The sequence below is a fragment of the Brucella sp. 22210 genome, assembly GCF_052045675.1.
Classification (GTDB): domain Bacteria; phylum Pseudomonadota; class Alphaproteobacteria; order Rhizobiales; family Rhizobiaceae; genus Brucella.
This window is the reverse complement of the sequence record NZ_JBQEPD010000043.1, coordinates 1-17,741: the sequence shown is the minus strand read 5'-3', so window position 1 is coordinate 17,741 and position 17,741 is coordinate 1. Positions and strand designations below refer to the sequence as shown.

Genomic DNA, 17,741 nt, shown 5'->3' with positions numbered 1-17,741 from the left:
GTAAGCCCACGGTGAAGGCCGTCTTGCGATGACGGCCTTCTGACTGCCAGTCCTAGTGGTAACACTAGGAGTAGTCATATGACGAAGCATTCAATTGAGGTGATCACGTCCGTGGAGCGCCGTCGGCGCTGGTCACGCGAAGATAAAGAGCGCCTCGTCGCTGCCTGCTTTAAGGCGGACGCGGTAGTCTCCGAGATTGCCCGCGCGGCCGGCATCCATGTCAGCCAGTTGTTCCGTTGGCGCAAAGAGCTTTGCCGGATCGAGGAGCCAAGGTCTGATACGGCGACTTTGGTGCCGGTGATCGTATCCGAGGCCGCTTCGACAGTCTCTCCCGTTCAGCTGGAAGCGCCCACCACATCCCATCTTCGTCGGAAGCGCAGCGATGTAACGATCGAGCTCGGCCGGGGCCGTCGGGTCCGCGTGGATAGTGATATTGACACGGACGCGCTTGGCCGGATTCTCGATTGCGTATTGGGTCTGCGATGATCCCGGTTCCTGTTGGCGTGAAGGTCTGGCTGGCCACGGGCTATACGGACATGCGCAAGGGCTTCCCCGGTCTGTCGTTGATGGTGCAGGAGGCGCTGAAGCGTGACCCGATGTGTGGACACCTGTTCGTATTCCGCGGCCGCGGCGGTGGCCTGATCAAGGTGATCTGGCATGACGGCCAGGGCGCTTGCCTGTTCACGAAGAAGCTGGAGCGTGGCCGCTTCATCTGGCCATCAGCGGCCGATGGCACGGTGGTGATCACACCTGCGCAGCTCGGTTATCTGCTGGAAGGTATCGACTGGCGGATGCCGCAAAAGACCTGGCGGCCGACGTCGGCCGGATGAGCAAAAACACTGGAATGATGGGGTCAAATATGATTCCATCCTGTCATGAGCGACGCGACCGAAGAGCTTCCGGACGACCTTGCCAGTGCCCTTGCACTGCTGGCCCAGGAACGCGCTCGACGTGTTACAGCCGAAGCAGAAGCGGCAACCGCCAAGGCAGAAGCCGCCAGTGCAAAGGCACTCGTATCGCATTCCGAAGCGCTGATCGCTCGGCTGAAGCTGGAGATCGACAAGGTCCGCCGTGAACTCTACGGCAGCCGGTCCGAGCGCAAGGCGCGGCTCCTGGAGCAGATGGAACTGCAACTCGAGGAATTGGAAGCGGACGCCGGTGAAGATGAACTGGCCGCGGAGATCGCAGCCAAAGCTTCAACCGTCAAAGCCTTCGAGCGCAGGCGTCCGTCACGCAAGCCCTTTCCCGAACATCTGCCACGCGAGCGCATCGTCATCGCCGCTCCCGCCAATTGCGCCTGCTGCGGATCGGCCAAATTGTCGAAGCTTGGCGAGGACATCACCGAGACCCTGGAGGTCATCCCGCGCCAGTGGAAGGTCATCCAGACGGTACGGGAGAAGTTTACCTGTCGCGAGTGCGAGAAGATCACGCAGCCACCGGCTCCCTTCCATGTAACGCCACGCGGCTTTGCCGGGCCAAACCTGCTGGCGATGATCCTGTTCGAGAAGTTTGCCCAGCACCAGCCGCTCAATCGTCAGAGCGAACGCTATGCTCGTGAGGGCGTCGACCTTAGTTTATCGACGCTTGCAGATCAGGTCGGAGCTTGCGCCGCGACGTTGAAGCCACTTCATTGTCTGATCGAAGCGCATGTTCTTGCCGCTGAGCGCCTGCATGGTGACGACACGACAGTGCCGATCCTGGCCAAGGGAAAGACCGATACGGGCCGCATCTGGACTTATGTCCGGGATGATCGGCCGTTCGGAGGCCTCTCACCGCCGGCCGCCCTTTATTATGCCTCGCGGGATCGACGGCAGGAGCATCCGGAGCGCCACCTGAAGACCTTCACCGGTATTCTGCAGGCGGACGCCTATGGTGGCTACAATCCGCTGTTCAAGGGTGATCGCGATCCAAATCCGCTGACCCAGGCACTCTGTTGGGCACACGCGCGTCGCAAGTTCTTCGTGCTCGCAGACATTAATGCGAACGCCAAGCGTGGAAAGAACGCCGCGCCGATCTCGCCTATGGCGCTCGAAGCCGTCAAACGGATCGACGGCCTGTTCGATATCGAGCGGGAGATCAACGGGCTTACGGCCGATCAACGCCTGGAACGTCGCCGCAAGGAAAGCCTGCCGCTCGTCGACGATCTGCATGCTTGGCTTCAAACCGAGCGTGCAAAACTGTCGCGCAGTTCTCCGGTCGCCGAGGCGATCGATTACATGCTCAAGCGATGGGATGGCTTCACGTCATTCCTGGAGGATGGCCGGATTTGCCTGACGAACAACGCCGCCGAGCGAGCGCTCAGAGGCTTTGCGCTCGGCAGAAAGTCGTGGCTCTTCGCCGGATCAGACCGCGGTGCAGATCGTGCAGCCTTCATGGCCACGCTAATCATGACGGCAAAGCTCAACGACATCGATCCGCCGGCGTGGCTGGCCGACGTTCTTGCCCGCATCGCCGACACGCCGATTATCAGGCTGGAGCAGTTGCTTCCGTGGAATTGGACGCCGCCGACCGTCAACGCTCAAGCTGCCTGACCTGCGGCCTCCACCGGAGGCTGACGTCTTTTACTGCCAAAGAATGAGCAGAGAGAAGGTGGTATTCAAGTGCTTACTGATAGCGTCAAACGCTATATCGAAGATTGAAAATCGGGAGCAAAGTCTATAGGTATTGGCACAGGCCCTTTGGCACTCCAGCTTTACATTTTCTCAGGAAATTATTCACGGATGAAAAATCCAATCCGCAATGTTGTCGTTGAATATAAGAACAAGCGTGCACGTAAGACTGGGACCTCATTATGGGGAAGTCTCGATCTGAAGTCGATTGCCCGTGAAGTGGAAGCTGATGTGCCACTGTCATTGCCGGAGGTGAAGTTAACGCCCAATCTGCCTGAGCAGGCTGCAAGCAAGGTTGAGACCAAACCGGTGAAACCTGTGCCGGTAGCGGAGCCCGTCTTTGTCGATATTGCAGAAAGCCCGCTTGTAACGACGTCTTCTGCCGCTGAGGTCTCTCAACTGGAAACGACGCCAGATGAAACGGTAGCGCCTCGCATGCTCGAACTGACGGAAGCAGTTGTCGTAAGAGCAAAAAAGCCATCCATTCGCTCTGGCGTGCGGAAGGTGGTTCCGCGAAAGCAAAGTTTCCAGGATCGGTTGGTCGCAGAGGCGGATATCCAAGCTGAATTATTATCACTCGAAATTGAGAACGTTGACCTGAAGCGCGAGTTGATGGCTAAGTTGCGCGCGGAGAACACATTTCTGCTCGCAATAGCTAAACGATTGAGACAGCGCGAACTGAACGATAACTGATATTACTGCTCGTCTGGCTATTGGCTTCGACAAGCTTTACTATTGAATGACGGCCTATATGGGAGGGAGGGCGTGCATGTTCCGTTTGGTTCCAGGTGTACTGGCCGTTACAGTCCTCTCGGCACCGGTATTGTCAGCAGAGCCAGACGATTTTGTCGTTAAAAACGATCTGTCTGCCTGTGTGACCTTGAACGCCGGCGAAATTCAAACCGACGCGAACATTGTGTCTGTGAGTACCACCATTCGGCTGCGTCAGCCGATCGGAGCATGCGGATGCATGTCAGCTTTGGCCACTTACAGCAGCAGTGTAGAGAATACGGGCGTTAGGGCCTTGCTACAGGAGGCGATTGTCTCACTTCGGCAAGAAGGAACGAAGACTTTTATTCTCGCATCGGACCCGGCACTGATCGCGGGTAAAACGGTTCAAATCCATCTTCGCTGTGCCCGCGCTTCATAACTGATAGCAATTCGCCGTTTGGTACCAGTCTTGTCTACTCCAATGGCCAAACCTCGACGACACCATGCGCAACGGCACAGGGAACGCCAGAGACCTTTTTGACGGCGTCCTCCAGATCGGCAGCTTCGATCACGGCAAAACCGGCGACTGGCAAGGCGGAGGACATAAATGAACCTTCCTGTGTTTGCACGCCAGTCCCATCGGGATTGCGCACCTGCACAGGTGATCCGGCAATGCCTATCAACGCGCCTTCAGAAAGCAGCTTTGCATCCTGCGCGTGAGCGGCATCGCGGACGGTTTGTGGCGTCTGATCATATCCGGCCCGGTCGCCATAGCCGATAGTGATGAATTTGGGCATTTCACAATCTCCTTTCCAGCTGTTTCAGATTTGCATTATGCCGAATGGATAAGTGCCTTAATCCAGTAGAGCCGAGTTCCATAATTTAGAAATCTGCCAACAGCTCTTATGCGACAAGTGTCGGTGCCCAATCTGAAGCGGACATCGACACATTCAGCCCGATTGAGGGCTCAATACTGGAAGTCATAGTGTTTCATTCTTATATATGGTGAGCAATCCCTCTGGGAATGCGCCGCATCGCGCAACCTTAATGCCCCCGCCCATGCGCGATGCGGGTTTGCTTTAAATGGAAACGGGGGGTGACGTGAATTCTATCAGCTTATCGTGTTGATATTTCTGGAAATTGATATCATACCAAATATATGTGATATAGTACTTTGATCGGATATTTGCATTGTTTGGATATTGATGTATATTTTGCCCCCTCTGGGAGGTTAAAAGCCGCCTGCACGCGTTCATCGCTGCCGGGCGGCTTTTCCATTTTCAAGCGCCATGCAGTCGATGCATAACTGATGTGCATATTCTTTCGTTGCCCTAAAATGCATCAGGCGATAATTTCAAATCGTTCCGAGGCACTCCTCCTCCCAGCCTCGAACATATGGCACGACACTCCTCCTCCCAAGTCGTGCCGTTAAGGATCCGCCCGCTTCGCTCTCCTCCTCCCTGCGAAGCGGGCGTTCTTTTTTGGTCAAATCGTAACGGTAGCTACACCCACGACAGGCCTGGGATCCTTATCTGGGTCTATAGCCTCGCGCCTGCTTTTTCCGCGCCATAGTCAGGAACATTTTGATGGCCTCTGCTTCCTGTTCGAAATGCTGCAGTTTGACCTGTCCAGCGGCTCCTATCCGGCCCCATTGGCGTGTCAGGCAGGGTTCTCCAAACAACGAATAGGAAATATGTATAGAGTAGTAGCGGGCCATGTTTTTATCCGGGTCTGTCCGTTCGACATAGAGATGAAACTGCTGGGCGATCATGCAGCAAAAGATCGCTGAAACCATCCCACCCGTCTAACGACAGTTTTGAATCAATCAGCTCGGGCCGATTCATTTCGGTGAAGTATTTGCTGTGTGAGCGCCACTGCAATTCATTGAGCGGCGGTAAATGCTGCCGGTCGAAAGTTGTGCAGAAATAGCAATACAGCGTTTTTCGTATTTTTATAGCTTCCCACAGTTAAGCATTCTTCTAAAGCGTTTGGTTAAAAACCCGCTTTTGTATTTATTCTTTTTAAGTTACAACGGCTTGGGGTTCACGGGGATTATCGAGCCAGCATTTGGTGGACTGCAGATCATGAGAGCTTAGCGCGTTCCATGTCTTGCAGTCATGCGGTTGCTGTCATCCTTCACCGGCTCCGAAATCGGGGAGGATCGCATGGGGCGTTTTATCAATTCTCAAAAAAAGTCGGCAGTAGCTCTCATCAGCCGGTTCTGGTTATGCTTGCTTGTCACGACTGTCATAGCGTCAATCTTTCCAGTTTTCGGAGTTTGCGCTCAGGGCGTGCCTACGACTACCTCGGTCATTCCTAACTCCGGACCCGCCTCCGGTGGCACAACCGTGCGAATTACAGGCACAAATTTTTCGGGCGCAACAGCTGTCCTGTTTGGGAACACAAATGCATCGTCGTTCACGGTTAACAGTGATACGGCGATTACAGCTACAACACCTTCTTCCAGTGCAGCTATTGTAAACGTGACAGTAGTAGTCCCGGGCGGAACAGGTACGTTAACAAGTGCATTTACATTCACTTCCGGAGCAGCACCTCAGACTGGGCCGGTGTCGTCGACGGTGTCATATAACAGCAGCGTCAACCCGATAACACTTGACCTCTCTGGAGGCGCGGCTACTTCTGTCTCTGTGGCAACAGCAGCGTCTCACGGTACCGCCACCGCGAACGAAACCTCTATTACTTATACGCCAGCGATCGGCTATTCTGGTCCTGACAGTTTTACATATACTGCCACCAATGCGTTCGGAACGTCTTCAGCGAGTACCGTTACGGTCACTGTGATGGCTCCCACTCTATTCGTTAGTCCAGCCAGTCTGCCAAATGCTTCCGTCACGACATCTTACAGTGTGACATTCAGCGCGTCGGGCGGAATGGCGCCCTATAGTGCCAGCTTGACCGGTGTTTTGCCCGCAGGTCTGACATTCGATGCAGCCACCAGTACTCTCTCGGGCACACCGACTGCTATCGGGTCATCGAATTTTAGAATAGCGATAACGGACAGTTCATCGGGCAACGGTCCCTTTACTGTCTACCGAGATTACACGTTGATCGTCTCCGCCCCGACGATAACGCTTCCTCCTACCATTCCTTCAGCAAGAGCCGGGCAAGATTACAGCCAGCAGATAACTGCATCAGGTGGAACGCCATCCTATACATATAGTCATGCAAGTGGAACAATTCCTCCCGGTCTCAGCCTTAATTCTGACGGTTTGCTCAGCGGAAAACCTACGGCTGTGGGAACTTTTTTAATTGTAGTTCAAGCAAAAGACGCAAATGGATTTCTGGGCACTCAACCTTATACGATCAGTGTTCTTCCACCGAATTTCGGTTTGCTAACATCGTCATCGGGACCTGCCTTCAAAGGAAGACCTTATAGCCAGACGTTTACAGTGACAGGCGGAAACGGTCCCTTTACATACACCTCGACAGGAACACTTCCTCCAGGACTTTCTTTTTCATCTGACGGTGTCCTTTCCGGTGAGCCGACTGCGATTGGTTCGTACACGTTCGTGGTCATTGGTAGGGACAGTACACAAGGCAGCGGAGCGCCGTACGCGGTCGGCTCGAGCTTTTCGATCACAGTTTCCGCGTCTCCACTGCTGGTCACATCAATCTCTCCAATTCAAGGATCAACCACAGGCGGCACCGAGGTAACTTTTTTGGGGACCGGTTTTAGAGATGTAACCACTGTCACTTTTGGCGGTGCGCCAGCTTCGGGATTTGTTATTCACGACGACTCGACTATCACAGCAATGTCTCCACCCCATGCCGCGGGTGCAGTGGATGTCGCTGTCGGATACAGCAGCGGGACTGGTGCAGGCCGGAATGGCGCATTCACATATGTTGCGCCCGGGCCGACGGTGAGTTCAGTAACGCCCGCTTCAGGGAAGACGTCTGGTGGCACAGCGGTTGCGATCACCGGTACGAACCTTACTGGCACCACGGCCGTTACATTCGGCGGCGTCCCCGCGACAAGTTTCACTGTCAACAACGATACATCGATCACCGCATTAACACCGCCGCATGCGGCGGGCTCGGTGACGGTCGCAATCACGACCCCGGCCGGTCAAGCAAGCCTCGTGGACTCTTTTGCCTATGCGCTGTCCATTCCGACGATGAGCGCTGTCTCTCCCGGCAATGGTCCATCGGCTGGCGGATCGGCCGTGGAGATCACCGGCACCAACTTCATCGGCGTCACAGCTGTCACGTTCGGTGGCGTTGCCGCGACAAGCTTCACTGTCAAAAGTGATACATTGATCACTGCAACGACTCCTCCGCATGCGGCAGGTTCTGTGAACGTTGCGATCACGACGCCTGCCGGTCAAACGACTTTGCCAGATGCATTCGCCTACGCGCAATCGGCGCCGAAATTAAAGGCTGTATCACCATCCGGTGGACCATCTGAAGGCGGAACAACCGTTGAGATAACCGGAACCGGCTTTAAGGGAACAAAAACGGTCTCGTTTGGAAGTGTGCCGGCCAGCTATTTTGCCGTCAATAGCGACACCTCCATTACTGCAGTAACGCCTGCTCATGCGAAAGGTGTGGTGTCTGTCGATGTCAAGACACCAGGTGGGAAGGATACACTTGTCAACGCCTTCAACTATACGGTACGCCCCGATCCCTCGCTTGATCCCGAAGTCTCCGGTCTTCTCAACGCGCAGTATCAAAGCGTTCAGCGTTTGGCCAAAACCCAGATTTCCATTTTCCGGGATCGTCTGGAGCAGCTGCACGACGATTCCGCGCGACAAAGCACCTCGTGGGGCATTCAGCTGCGAGCAAACGAGCAGACAGATCATGACATGCAACTCGGCTTCGCGTCGGATAAAAAACTGAACGCGGCAAGCCGCGCGACGCGAAACATATTGAGTGGACAAGACCGACCCGAAGCTAACGCTTTCCGTCAGCCAGCAACTCTCGCTACCGATTTTTCGTTCTGGACTGGAGGTTTTGTCAATTTCGGTTCTTCCGACAAAAACGATCTCGACCTCAGCCACACACTTGTCGGTGTCAGCGGCGGCGTTGACTATCGCTTCTCGTCCACCCTCACGGCAGGGGTGGGTTTCGGTTACGGAAAGGATAAGGTCGACATTGGCTCAAATGGCACTGAAAGCGACGGCAAGGCCTTGAGCGCCGCATTTTATGGAAGCTACCGTCCAGTCTCGAATGTCTTCCTTGATGGGTTGGTCGGATATAGCGCTCTTGATTTCGGCAGCGAGCGCTTTGTCACGACGACAGGTGATTTCGCGAGCGGAGATCGCAGTGGCAATCAGATATTCGGCTCAATCAGTATCGGGTATGAACACAAATCAGATGCGTGGCTGATATCGCCGTATGGAAGAATTGAAGCGGCAAGGTCGCGCCTCGACGCCTTTACCGAAACTGGCGCAGGCATCGACAATCTAGCCTTCGGCAAGCAGACGATGGATATGCTCGCAAGCGTCGCCGGTCTGCGTACGCAATATATTGTCCCCCAACCCTGGGGGCAGTTGTTGGCAAGGGGACGCATCGAATATACCCATGACTTCAATGGTTCGAGCCGCGTCAGCATGGGATATGCCGATCTTGGTGCTAATCTGCCTTATTTCCTCGACGTTACAGGCTTCACCAAGGACTATGTTTCACTAGGCCTCGGACTGGATGCCGGTATGGGCGAGCGAACCACCCTTGGATTTGATTACACCACGGGACTGGGTTTCGATGGAAATAGCCAGAGCCATAACACAATGCTCAGACTAGGGGTCCGTTTCTGACCGGGGCCCAAGGTTGCCTTTTCAAAGGATGGCGCGCAGTGGTGTCGTTGAAGCCAAAAGACTGTATGCGATCATCATGACGCCGACCAAAACCACCGAGATGACAAACACGGCGACAAAGAGCCGAACGCGGTGCCGGTGACTGAGAGGGGATTGATTAGTCCGATCGATTTTTGACAGAGGAAAATTGTCGTTCATCAGTCGACATTGCACGCAAAATCTTAAAAACGGCTGACGATTGAAAGCGACACATGAGAAAATTCGCACTGTGGTTCTAATCAGCCGAATGATCCAAATCCCCGGCGCTCTTCCCAAAGACACCGGGGATATGCAGTCATCACCGGTCACGTTATCCTCGATGTTGCACGGTTTGATCTTACCGGTAAGCTTGTCAAAACAGAAGTATAAAGTTGTATTGGACAAGGCGGTCGCAACTCGCCCGGATGGCCGAATGCCTGCTTCTGGGATATGATATAGTACGAGGGGTCGCCCCGCGACTTACGCGATCCGCGCAAAACTACAGAGTGAGCAATTCCTCCCCAAATTACTCAGCGCTGAAGCGATTTATCACCATTGAGTGCGCCCATAAAAGTTAATGATTAGTAATCACTTCTTTTTTAGTCGTTGAGAAACGAAATGTTCATTCAACCTTCGCAGACGGTCATAGAGCATTTCTTTGCAATGGCGGTCTACGTTTATTCTGTGAACACGACCATCACGCCGGGCTTGACGATTTTCGCGAGCTCTTCCGCATCCCAGTTTGTAAGACGCACGCAGCCATGGCTCGAAGTTTTGCCGATACGTGAAGGGTCAGGGGTGCCATGAATACCGTAAGTGGGTTTGGAAAGCGCAATCCATACCGTGCCGACAGGACCGTTTGGTCCAGGCGGAATGGTCAGAACGCCTTCATTGGATCCCTGTTTGAAGTTGATCCTGGGATTGTAGGTATAATTGGGGTTGATCGCTATTCGTTTGACCTGGACCGTGCCCGAAGGTGAAGGGGTGTCCGAAGAGCCGATCGTAGACGGGTAAGCAACCTTCAGCTTTCCATCTGCGCCATAGCCCCTAACCTGTTTGCGACCCTTATCTGCTACGATATGGGCAATCGGCGTGCGTTTGGCTTTACCGAGATTGGGGACTTTGATGACCGAACCTGGTTGATTGAAGTTAACGCCTGGATTGATCTCTTTGAGGAAACCCTCATCGATTTGAAACCGCTCGCCAAGCATTTCTGTGACTGAGGTATAAGCCATTGCTGGCAATTGGGCTTTCAACGCATAATCAGCGGGGATTTCTGCCACAAATTGCCTGCCAACGTCTTCATTGGTGATGAGGTAATCCTTGAAAGCTGGTCCACCGGTATTTTCCAGCTCGGCCTGAACAGCGGTCGGATCGGCTGGATTGATAAATCGACCCGTGATTTCGCCGAAAGCCGCAGCAGCCTTGTCGACATTGCTGCCAGAACGCCCATCGATTGCGCCGGGCGACGCGCCAGCCCTGTCCAGCATGATCTGATAGGCTGCGATCTGTTCTTTGGAACCAACGCCTCTTGGCATTTCTATCGCGGGTGCCATGTCGTCGGCAGTTGGAACATAAGTCGATGAGAATTCCTGACCAGCTGGTTGTGTACGATTGATACTGCCGGTGGTCATCTGGTCCAGTTCGGCTTCGATCGGTGCGGCGGCCCCCACTGACGCGGACGGCCGGATATCTTTTACCCGTAAAAGCGGTCCATTGATCGGTCGCTTAATGGTTGAAAACGGCAAGGAATGGCGTCGGTGCTGTTCGAAAGATTGTCGCACTATCTCAGGTTCAAGAAAAAGCGTCGCTGCTTTGCCCGAACTGACAAGCACGCCGGAAATTACAACAATACTCAATGTAAATTTGGATAAAGGAGCGAAGTGCGACATACCGTAAGCCTGATTGGACCCGATAAGTATTCGCCGGATTATGGTTAAATATTCGTTGCGGACGTCTTTTTAGCCAAGAAATTGGGTTGAATACAATCCGAGAGCTCTCGCTCGGCCTCGCTGCGGTCACAATGGGACTTACACCGTTACCCCATCTTATTGGCATGTCAGCTATGCGAAACTGGCGCTTCTGACCGAGATCACGCGGACCTATATACTGCTTACAACAAAGAGAGAATGTTGAGGAGAGAGAAATGAACCTGATCCGCTCGTACAGCAACTGGCGCCGTTATCGTAACACCGTAAACGAGCTGAGCCGCCTGAATGCTCGTGAACTGAATGATCTGGGCATCATGGCTTCGGAAATCCCGTCTGTAGCTCGTCAGGCTTCAGGTCGCTGATATTTTTTGATTATCGCTGAGGACCTTCCTCCCAATCCTCGGCGATCAAAGACCAGACATCTTCCTCCCAAGGTCTGGTCTTCCCATAAGCACCCGTCGCTCCTCCCGCGGCGGGTGTTTGCTTTTTGAGGTATAAGAGAAGGCGACAACGAACCAGCTTAACTGGTCGTGTGCTTTCAAGCGAAGTCAACGCGCTAGTAGTCGTTGCGCAAACTCTTTATGCGAATGGCGTTCGGCAAATTGTTTAGGGAATCTGCATAGCGATGCCCACCGAAGCCCTGAGGTAATCGTACAGATCTGCGAGGAACAGTGGTATTGCCACCACAAATGTGCTAATGTGGGTTTGTGTATTTTTACGGAGGCAGCCCTATGAGCCGTCTAACTATTGACATAACGGATCAGCAACACCAAAGCCTGAAGGCATTAGCAGCCATGCAGGGCAAGACAATTAAGCAATACGCCCTAGAACGTCTGTTTCCAGGCGATGCAAATGCAGATCAAGCATGGCAGGAGCTGAAAACCTTGCTGGGAAGTCGTATCAACGATGGTCTCACGGGAAATTTATCTACCAAAAGCATTAGCCAAATTCTGGATGAGGAAATGGCCGGGGATCGCGCGTGACGGTTTATGTCCTTACGGTAGAGGCTGAAGCGGATTTGCGCCATATTATCCGCTACACGCGCAAGCAATGGAGTGCTGCACAGGTTCGCCGTTATGTCGACAAGCTGGAACATGGAATTGTCAGCCTTGCAGGCGGGCAAGGAACATTCAAGGATATGAGCGAACTCGTTCCAGCATTGCGGATGGCACATTGCGAACATCACTACGTTTTTTGCTTGCCGCGCGAAGGCGCACCTGCCTTGGTGGTCGCAATTTTTCATGAACGCATGGACCTCATGGCTCGGCTAGCAGACAGGCTTAAACTAGACTGAGTTATCGGGGCTCAATCTTCTGGATTTATAACCCCGCATTTGCTTTTTTCGAGCCAAAGTCAAAAATAACTGAACTGCCTCCGTTTCATGTTCGAAATGCTGCAGCTTGACCTGTCCAGAGGCTCCGATCCGGCCCCATTGGCGTGTCAGGCAGGGTTCTCCAAACAACGAATAGGAAATATGCATGGCGTAGTAGCGGGCAATGTTTTTATTGGGGTCTATCCGTTCGACATAGAGATGAAACTGCTGGGCGATCATGCAGAAAGAGATCGCTGAAACCGTCCCTCCCGTCTAACGACAGTTTTGAATCAATTGGCTCGGACCGATTCATTTCGGTGAACTATCCCTATGTTCCCGGTCTGTTATCCGTCAAACGACGTAGAAATGGACGAAAGTTAGGGATGACCGTTTTTTGTCTGGATGGTAAAAATCGATCCATACAAAGAGGAGAGGGGCCATGGAGGGCAATCCCGATTTTCACAGATCCGGTGCGTTGAAGTCGCTTCTGACCGAAGGAGAGGAAGTGATGCGTACTGCCCGCGCTTCCGATTATCCGAACTGGCTCGATCGGATACCGGCTGTCCCGTTTGTCGTTCTGGCACTTGCCTGTGGTCTCGGCACGCTCGTACTTATCACTCGGATTATTTGATTTCCAGAATAGCATGGAATTGTATGGCCGGATGAGCTGACCAGCATCGAACCGTCGACCCTTTAAAAAGCCCTGACGCTCTTCCCAAAGATGCGAGGGCCGTTCAACGTAATCAGGTCATGTTTCCGTCCACATTGAACGCCCGACATATAATTTTCTTCGGTCGGAATTTAAACCGTGGCTTTTTTCGCAAAGACGCCGAGCCGCACGTGAAGCAGGCGTATCCACACTTGGTCGCGGAAAGCTGTTTCATGCGATTCATCATATCCTGGAATCTTCGCTAGACCCTGAAACCAATGAGCTTTTTCTCTTTCAAGAGTGGTCTCTGTATGCGCTTGCACTTGATGTGTGAAAAAATATGCATATATTGTGCGTATTATTGAGCGGAGATGAGATATGGCGCAAGCGCAGACAGATCGAGCATATGCTGTAGTTTCAGGCTTTGTTGACAGTCTGCAGGAGCCGCGCACACCCTATATCTCGCCATCTCGGCTATCGAAAGCGCTTGGGGTCAAGGTTGCAAACCTTGCAGAATTGACGGGTGTCCACCGTAACACGCTACGCAATCCATCTTCCGAACGTTTGCAAGGCAGAATGCGGGAAATGGTAAAAGTAATCTCTGCAGCGGCTGAATTGACTGGCGATCTCCAGAAGGCGATCTACTGGTATCGGAATGAGCCTATTGCTGATTACGGCCACCGCACAGCCGCCGAGCTTGTTGCAGATGGTGAGATAGAAGCTGTTCTGGCCTATATCAGGGACCTGGAGAACGGAGCGCGGGGATGAAGCTCGTCCGTATCGGACCGAAGGACGTTTTTCATCGTTATCTAACACCGAAATGGGCATTCCTTCCAATAAGTGGGGCTGGCGCTGCAGCAGATGGGGGACGTTTTAATCGTCCCGGCGTGGAGGCTCTTTATCTGTCGGTGTCAGCGCAGACGGCACTCGAGGAGTATCGACAAGGCGCGAGCATTACGCCGCCTGCTACACTTGCTGCTTACACGATTACCCTTGGAGAAGTGGCTGACCTTTCGAGAGGATACGATCCTGTTCATTGGGATGACGCATGGGCCGATTGGGATTGTCCATGGCGGAAAATCGCTCGCATTGATAAGAAGACGCCGCCATCCTGGAAACTTGCTGACGAAATCATCTCGGCCGGTTTGCGTGGCTTACTCTTTCCATCCCTTCGCCATGCCGGGGGAACCAATCTCGTGATTTTTTCAGCTAATCTTACGGCTGGAGATGAAGTTGACGTTCACGACCCGGACAATCGCTTGCCGCGCGATCAATCATCTTGGCCACATTAATTTCGAGCAGAGTTATATCAATGCTGTTGGCGATATGGACCTACTGCTTTTTGGTGAGCGTCGGCGTGAATTTGAAGAACGCGCAACCGGATCGGTTTATTCCGTTGAATATCGCAAGAGAGATTATCGCATCGGGTGAGGCCAGTTAAAACGCAGCGATTGGAACAGTGCGGCATCAACAAGGACGAATTGCCGCGCGTATAAATGTTAAAATTGTTCCTATGCACTGGATTGAGCGCGATGCTGTAGCAATCGCACTTCACAGCGGCCTTGCCATTAAAAGCACTCAGGGAAGCGGAAGGCCCTTCAGCGGGCCGCAGTCTCCACGCGGCCATAATTTCGGAATTCGACCCGAAGAACGAACTGAGCCTTCAGGATTGGAACGAGTTTTCAGACATGCGGGACATTATAGAGCGAGCGGACTGGTACCAAGATTATGCCGACGCTGCGCAGGCTCGTGCGGCAGGGAGAATGTTGTTTGATCGAGGCCGCTTTGCAGCTTCCTGCCTTTTCAAGGGCGTGGAATGCAATAGCCGGGGAACGGGTACTTCTGGGCACTTGTGTATCATCTCGATGGCTCGACATTAACCCACACTCGCTCCCTGTGTGATGGCTGGTAACTCGTTGACACGATGAGTAGATAACAAGGTATCTTCAAATCAGCGTAAGCGCCGCACTCAGACAACTGTTCACAGCGTTCGCTCACGATTGCGTCTACAGTTAAGCTGCGCGCCGTACCAATCGAATATTCGCAACGAATCCTTATTTCAACCGTCGCGTGGCTTCGCTCGAAAATGTGCAAAGTCACGCTTAGAAGCGTGTGCTGAACTTCAGCGCGAAAGTATGATCTTGCGTTTCACCCTTGAAGCCGAGAGCTGTGCGATAATCGAAACCGATTTGACGACTATCGGTCAGTTGAGCGTCAAAACCAAACCCAAGCCCCAAATAATCGTAAGCGCTGTTTTCAGGCCACGGCTTTGAGATCGTGCGTTGCGGCATAGGCCCAAGGCAGCAGGTCGTCGATCTGGCTATTTGGATGATTGTTGACGATCTTGGTGAGGACGTCTGAGAGATAGGCCAGTGGCTCGACATTGTTGAGCTTTGCCGTCTCGATGAGCGAGGCGATAGTCGCCCAGTGTTCGGCCCCGGCGTCAGAACCGGCAAATAGCGCATTTTTGCGATTGAGGGCAATTGGCCTGATTGACCGTTCGACGACGTTGGAATCGATCTCGATCCGGCCATCGTCGATGAAGCGGGTCAAGCCGTCCCAGCGTGACAAGGCATAGCGGATTGCTTCGGCGAGTTTTGTCTTCTGGCTGATGTAGCCGAGTTGTTCACGCAGCCAGGGAGCGAGGCTGTCGGTAATCGGACGACTTTTTTCCTGACGGGCGACACGACGCTCCTCGTGGGGCCGGCCACGTATCTCTTCTTCGATCCTGTAAAGTTCGCCGATGCGTCGCAGCGCCTCGCTGGCGATGGGTGCCGGACCAGCGGCAGCAAGCTCATAGAAGCGGCGTCGAACGTGGGACCAGCAGAAGGCCAGCGACACGGTGTTCTTTGCCGCGAGCGGGCGATATCCACTGTAGCCGTCTACCTGCAGGATGCCGACGAAGCCGTCGAGATGGGCCATCGGTCGTTCGCCTTTGCGATCTGGCGCATAGACATAGGTGACACCGGGCGGGTCATCGCCCTGCCACGGCCGGTCATCTCGTGCATAAGCCCAAAGCTGGCCGGTCTTGGTTTTGCCACGTCCCGGATCGAGCACCGGGGCCGTCGTCTCGTCGGCGAAGAGCTTGGACGATGACTTCAGATGATCGAGCAGCCGCTGATGGACCGGGCGTAGATGCCAGGCGGCGCGACCGACCCAGTCGGCGAGCGTCGAACGGTCGAGGTCGATGCCCTGACGCTTGTAGATTTGCGCCTGGCGATACAGCGGCAGGTGGTCAGCATATTTAGATACCAGCACCTGGGCGACGGTTGCCTCTGTCGGGATGCCGCCCTCGATCAGCCTTGCCGGGGCCGGAGCCTGGACAACGACTTCTTCACAGGCCCGGCAGGCATACTTCGGGCGGCGCAGCACGAGCACCCGGAATTGGGCGGGCACAAGATCGAGCTTCTCGCTGACATCCTCGCCGATCCGATGCAGGTCGTTGCGGCAGCAGGGGCAGGCATGGTTATCGATATCGACCACGATCTCGACGCGCGGCAGATGCGCTGGCAGTGAACCCCGGTTCGTACGCCGTTTAGCGACCTGCGCCTGGCGCAGAGCAGTCGAGCCTTGTTCCTTCTCTTCCAGCCCGGCAGCCTCGATCTGTTCGGCCTCTTCAAGCCCAAGCAGAAGCTGGTCCTCTGGAAGCGTCTCTGCCCGTCGACCAAAGCGGTGACGCTGTAATTCCTTGATGATCTGCCGCAGGCGGGCATTCTCCGCCTCACGCGAAAGCACCATTGCTTTCAGCGCGTTCAGGTCATCCGGAAGCTCGTCTGCCGTCATCGTCATGGATCGAGAACAGCATATTTTGCCGCTCGGAGCGAGACGCTGAATGGCTCTGATTCAATTGGTCGCGCCCGTTATCCGGCCTTTATCGGCGTGCGCGTTTCGCTCGGCGCATGCACGCGTTTCCAGTCCAATCCTTCGAACAGAGCCGAGAACTGGGCGGCCGTCAGATGCATCACACCGTCTTGCATTCGAGGCCAATGGAACTCGCCATCCTCGATCCGCTTGGCGACCAGGCACACGCCGCTGCCGTCCCAGAAGATCAGCTTGATCCGGTCCGTTCGTTTGGCCCGGAATACGTAGATCGTGCCCGAGAACGGGTCGGCACCCATCTGGGCCTTTACCAATGCCGCCAATCCTTCAGCACCTTTGCGGAAGTCGACAGGCTTGGTGGCGATCATCACTTTTACCGCACCGGACGGGCCAATCACGACTGAGCCTTCAACGCCTGGATGACGGCGGCAATGGTTGCAGCATCGGTGCCAGAGGCAATACGCAGCCAGGCTCCATCAATCCGCAATTCAATGGCCGCCTCCGGAGAAGTTCTTCTTGGCAAACGTGCTTGCCGCGCCCTCTTCGGTTCCGAATTCTCGGGCGACACGACGACTGCTGGTGCAAACATTGGTGCTTGCTCCGGCACCGACAACACATCAAGCGGCTTTCGGGCGAGCCGTCGCCATGTGAACAACTGCTGCGGCGTCAATCCATGCCGCCGCGCCACAGAGCACACCGTGACGCCAGGCTCGCAACTCTCCGCAATGATCTGCGCCTTCTGATCGTCGCTCCATTCGCGACGACGGCCATTGCCTGTGAACACCTCAAACCGGCGTATCGGCTCATCCTTGGATTTAAGCGTAAGTTCTGAAATCGACATATGTCCTAGCCCTCTTTCGAGGTTGAACATCAATGATCAAGCGATGATCCGGAAGGTGGGGTCAGGACAGCGCTTAC

At 54.2% G+C, this 17,741-nt stretch carries 19 protein-coding genes and 1 pseudogene; 13 read left to right on the top strand and 7 right to left on the bottom strand.

The window, feature by feature from the left end:
- The first annotated feature begins 78 nt into the window (after positions 1 to 78).
- The 5 genes from tnpA (ACTJKP_RS24025) to ACTJKP_RS24005 all read left to right on the top strand — a co-directional run bounded on the left by tnpA (ACTJKP_RS24025) (position 79) and on the right by ACTJKP_RS24005 (position 3,759).
- Positions 79 to 486 carry an IS66-like element accessory protein TnpA gene (tnpA, locus tag ACTJKP_RS24025; RefSeq protein WP_440632462.1) on the top strand — a complete coding sequence of 136 codons (408 nt, stop codon included), beginning with the start codon at positions 79 to 81 and terminating at the stop codon, positions 484 to 486.
- Positions 465 to 830 (top strand): IS66 family insertion sequence element accessory protein TnpB, encoded by a 366-nt coding sequence (gene tnpB / locus ACTJKP_RS24020; RefSeq protein WP_440632461.1) that lies wholly within the window; start codon positions 465 to 467, stop codon positions 828 to 830. Before tnpA (ACTJKP_RS24025) ends, tnpB (ACTJKP_RS24020) begins: the two co-directional genes overlap by 22 nt.
- A gap of 45 nt (positions 831 to 875) precedes the next feature.
- Complete coding sequence (locus tag ACTJKP_RS24015; RefSeq protein WP_440632460.1) at positions 876 to 2,531, top strand: IS66-like element IS66 family transposase; 1,656 nt, start codon at positions 876 to 878, stop codon at positions 2,529 to 2,531.
- 189 nt (positions 2,532 to 2,720) lie between these two features.
- The gene (locus tag ACTJKP_RS24010; RefSeq protein ID WP_440632459.1) at positions 2,721 to 3,302 is read left to right on the top strand and encodes a hypothetical protein; all 582 of its coding nucleotides are present in this window, start codon (positions 2,721 to 2,723) and stop codon (positions 3,300 to 3,302) included.
- Between the two features lie 76 nt (positions 3,303 to 3,378).
- Positions 3,379 to 3,759 (top strand): DUF2195 family protein, encoded by a 381-nt coding sequence (locus ACTJKP_RS24005; protein ID WP_440632458.1) that lies wholly within the window; start codon positions 3,379 to 3,381, stop codon positions 3,757 to 3,759.
- A 34-nt stretch (positions 3,760 to 3,793) separates the two neighbouring features.
- Here the strand turns inward: ACTJKP_RS24005 and ACTJKP_RS24000 are convergent, their stop codons facing one another.
- Together ACTJKP_RS24000 and ACTJKP_RS23995 are read right to left on the bottom strand one after the other, a co-directional pair.
- Positions 3,794 to 4,117, bottom strand: a complete 324-nt coding sequence (locus ACTJKP_RS24000) for a transcription initiation protein (protein WP_440632457.1) — start codon at positions 4,115 to 4,117, stop codon at positions 3,794 to 3,796.
- Between the two features lie 731 nt (positions 4,118 to 4,848).
- Positions 4,849 to 5,115 carry a WGR domain-containing protein gene (locus ACTJKP_RS23995; RefSeq protein ID WP_440632456.1) on the bottom strand — a complete coding sequence of 89 codons (267 nt, stop codon included), beginning with the start codon at positions 5,113 to 5,115 and terminating at the stop codon, positions 4,849 to 4,851.
- Between the two features lie 322 nt (positions 5,116 to 5,437).
- On the opposite strand from ACTJKP_RS23995, the pseudogene ACTJKP_RS23990 reads away from it, so the two are divergent.
- Positions 5,438 to 6,379: pseudogene (locus ACTJKP_RS23990) on the top strand (IPT/TIG domain-containing protein); the annotation flags it as partial.
- A gap of 6 nt (positions 6,380 to 6,385) precedes the next feature.
- Positions 6,386 to 9,094, top strand: coding sequence for an IPT/TIG domain-containing protein (locus tag ACTJKP_RS23985; RefSeq protein WP_440632463.1), 2,709 nt, complete (start codon positions 6,386 to 6,388; stop codon positions 9,092 to 9,094).
- A gap of 695 nt (positions 9,095 to 9,789) precedes the next feature.
- Here ACTJKP_RS23985 and ACTJKP_RS23980 read toward each other — a convergent pair.
- Complete coding sequence (locus ACTJKP_RS23980; protein ID WP_440632455.1) at positions 9,790 to 11,004, bottom strand: L,D-transpeptidase; 1,215 nt, start codon at positions 11,002 to 11,004, stop codon at positions 9,790 to 9,792.
- Between the two features lie 254 nt (positions 11,005 to 11,258).
- Between ACTJKP_RS23980 and ACTJKP_RS23975 the strand changes: the two genes are divergently transcribed.
- The 3 genes from ACTJKP_RS23975 to ACTJKP_RS23965 all read left to right on the top strand — a co-directional run bounded on the left by ACTJKP_RS23975 (position 11,259) and on the right by ACTJKP_RS23965 (position 12,337).
- Positions 11,259 to 11,405 carry a DUF1127 domain-containing protein gene (locus ACTJKP_RS23975; protein ID WP_140905768.1) on the top strand — a complete coding sequence of 49 codons (147 nt, stop codon included), beginning with the start codon at positions 11,259 to 11,261 and terminating at the stop codon, positions 11,403 to 11,405.
- Positions 11,406 to 11,774: 369 nt separating this feature from the next.
- Positions 11,775 to 12,026 carry an antitoxin gene (locus ACTJKP_RS23970; RefSeq protein WP_440632454.1) on the top strand — a complete coding sequence of 84 codons (252 nt, stop codon included), beginning with the start codon at positions 11,775 to 11,777 and terminating at the stop codon, positions 12,024 to 12,026.
- On the top strand, positions 12,023 to 12,337 hold the full coding sequence (locus ACTJKP_RS23965) for a type II toxin-antitoxin system RelE/ParE family toxin (protein WP_440632453.1): 315 nt from the start codon (positions 12,023 to 12,025) through the stop codon (positions 12,335 to 12,337). The genes ACTJKP_RS23970 and ACTJKP_RS23965 overlap by 4 nt, the downstream gene beginning before the upstream one ends.
- Here the strand turns inward: ACTJKP_RS23965 and ACTJKP_RS23960 are convergent.
- A complete protein-coding gene (locus ACTJKP_RS23960) occupies positions 12,329 to 12,595 on the bottom strand; it encodes a WGR domain-containing protein (protein ID WP_440632452.1) in 267 nt (88 codons plus the stop codon). The genes ACTJKP_RS23965 and ACTJKP_RS23960 overlap by 9 nt on opposite strands.
- A gap of 199 nt (positions 12,596 to 12,794) precedes the next feature.
- Here ACTJKP_RS23960 and ACTJKP_RS23955 point away from each other — a divergent pair, with 199 nt between their 5' ends.
- The 3 genes from ACTJKP_RS23955 (at position 12,795) to ACTJKP_RS23945 (ending at position 14,296) form a co-directional block, all read left to right on the top strand.
- On the top strand, positions 12,795 to 12,986 hold the full coding sequence (locus ACTJKP_RS23955) for a hypothetical protein (RefSeq protein WP_440632451.1): 192 nt from the start codon (positions 12,795 to 12,797) through the stop codon (positions 12,984 to 12,986).
- A 396-nt stretch (positions 12,987 to 13,382) separates the two neighbouring features.
- Positions 13,383 to 13,772: a hypothetical protein gene (locus tag ACTJKP_RS23950; protein ID WP_440632450.1), complete on the top strand. Its 390-nt coding sequence runs from the start codon at positions 13,383 to 13,385 to the stop codon at positions 13,770 to 13,772.
- Positions 13,769 to 14,296: an RES family NAD+ phosphorylase gene (locus tag ACTJKP_RS23945; protein WP_240579042.1), complete on the top strand. Its 528-nt coding sequence runs from the start codon at positions 13,769 to 13,771 to the stop codon at positions 14,294 to 14,296. Before ACTJKP_RS23950 ends, ACTJKP_RS23945 begins: the two co-directional genes overlap by 4 nt.
- 964 nt (positions 14,297 to 15,260) lie before the next feature.
- On the opposite strand, the gene tnpC is transcribed toward ACTJKP_RS23945, so the two are convergent.
- The 3 genes from tnpC to tnpA (ACTJKP_RS23930) form a co-directional block, all read right to left on the bottom strand.
- Positions 15,261 to 16,793, bottom strand: coding sequence for an IS66 family transposase (gene tnpC, locus ACTJKP_RS23940; RefSeq protein WP_121539677.1), 1,533 nt, complete (start codon positions 16,791 to 16,793; stop codon positions 15,261 to 15,263).
- A gap of 71 nt (positions 16,794 to 16,864) precedes the next feature.
- Positions 16,865 to 17,221 carry an IS66 family insertion sequence element accessory protein TnpB gene (gene tnpB / locus ACTJKP_RS23935; protein ID WP_109366349.1) on the bottom strand — a complete coding sequence of 119 codons (357 nt, stop codon included), beginning with the start codon at positions 17,219 to 17,221 and terminating at the stop codon, positions 16,865 to 16,867.
- Positions 17,218 to 17,664, bottom strand: a complete 447-nt coding sequence (tnpA, locus tag ACTJKP_RS23930; protein WP_181375986.1) for an IS66-like element accessory protein TnpA — start codon at positions 17,662 to 17,664, stop codon at positions 17,218 to 17,220. Before tnpA (ACTJKP_RS23930) ends, tnpB (ACTJKP_RS23935) begins: the two co-directional genes overlap by 4 nt.
- Between the last annotated feature and the right edge of the window lie 77 nt (positions 17,665 to 17,741).

Coding starts and splice junctions, on each gene's coding strand:
- tnpA (WP_440632462.1), top strand. CDS start 79: ATGACGAAGCATTCAATTGAGGTGATCACGTCCGTGGAGCGCCGTCGG.
- ACTJKP_RS24015 (WP_440632460.1), top strand. CDS start 876: ATGAGCGACGCGACCGAAGAGCTTCCGGACGACCTTGCCAGTGCCCTT.
- ACTJKP_RS24010 (WP_440632459.1), top strand. CDS start 2,721: ATGAAAAATCCAATCCGCAATGTTGTCGTTGAATATAAGAACAAGCGT.
- ACTJKP_RS24005 (WP_440632458.1), top strand. CDS start 3,379: ATGTTCCGTTTGGTTCCAGGTGTACTGGCCGTTACAGTCCTCTCGGCA.
- ACTJKP_RS24000 (WP_440632457.1), bottom strand. CDS start 4,117: ATGCCCAAATTCATCACTATCGGCTATGGCGACCGGGCCGGATATGAT.
- ACTJKP_RS23995 (WP_440632456.1), bottom strand. CDS start 5,115: ATGGTTTCAGCGATCTTTTGCTGCATGATCGCCCAGCAGTTTCATCTC.
- ACTJKP_RS23980 (WP_440632455.1), bottom strand. CDS start 11,004: ATGTCGCACTTCGCTCCTTTATCCAAATTTACATTGAGTATTGTTGTA.
- ACTJKP_RS23975 (WP_140905768.1), top strand. CDS start 11,259: ATGAACCTGATCCGCTCGTACAGCAACTGGCGCCGTTATCGTAACACC.
- ACTJKP_RS23970 (WP_440632454.1), top strand. CDS start 11,775: ATGAGCCGTCTAACTATTGACATAACGGATCAGCAACACCAAAGCCTG.
- ACTJKP_RS23960 (WP_440632452.1), bottom strand. CDS start 12,595: ATGATCGCCCAGCAGTTTCATCTCTATGTCGAACGGATAGACCCCAAT.
- ACTJKP_RS23955 (WP_440632451.1), top strand. CDS start 12,795: ATGGAGGGCAATCCCGATTTTCACAGATCCGGTGCGTTGAAGTCGCTT.
- ACTJKP_RS23950 (WP_440632450.1), top strand. CDS start 13,383: ATGGCGCAAGCGCAGACAGATCGAGCATATGCTGTAGTTTCAGGCTTT.
- ACTJKP_RS23945 (WP_240579042.1), top strand. CDS start 13,769: ATGAAGCTCGTCCGTATCGGACCGAAGGACGTTTTTCATCGTTATCTA.
- tnpC (WP_121539677.1), bottom strand. CDS start 16,793: ATGACGATGACGGCAGACGAGCTTCCGGATGACCTGAACGCGCTGAAA.
- tnpA (WP_181375986.1), bottom strand. CDS start 17,664: ATGTCGATTTCAGAACTTACGCTTAAATCCAAGGATGAGCCGATACGC.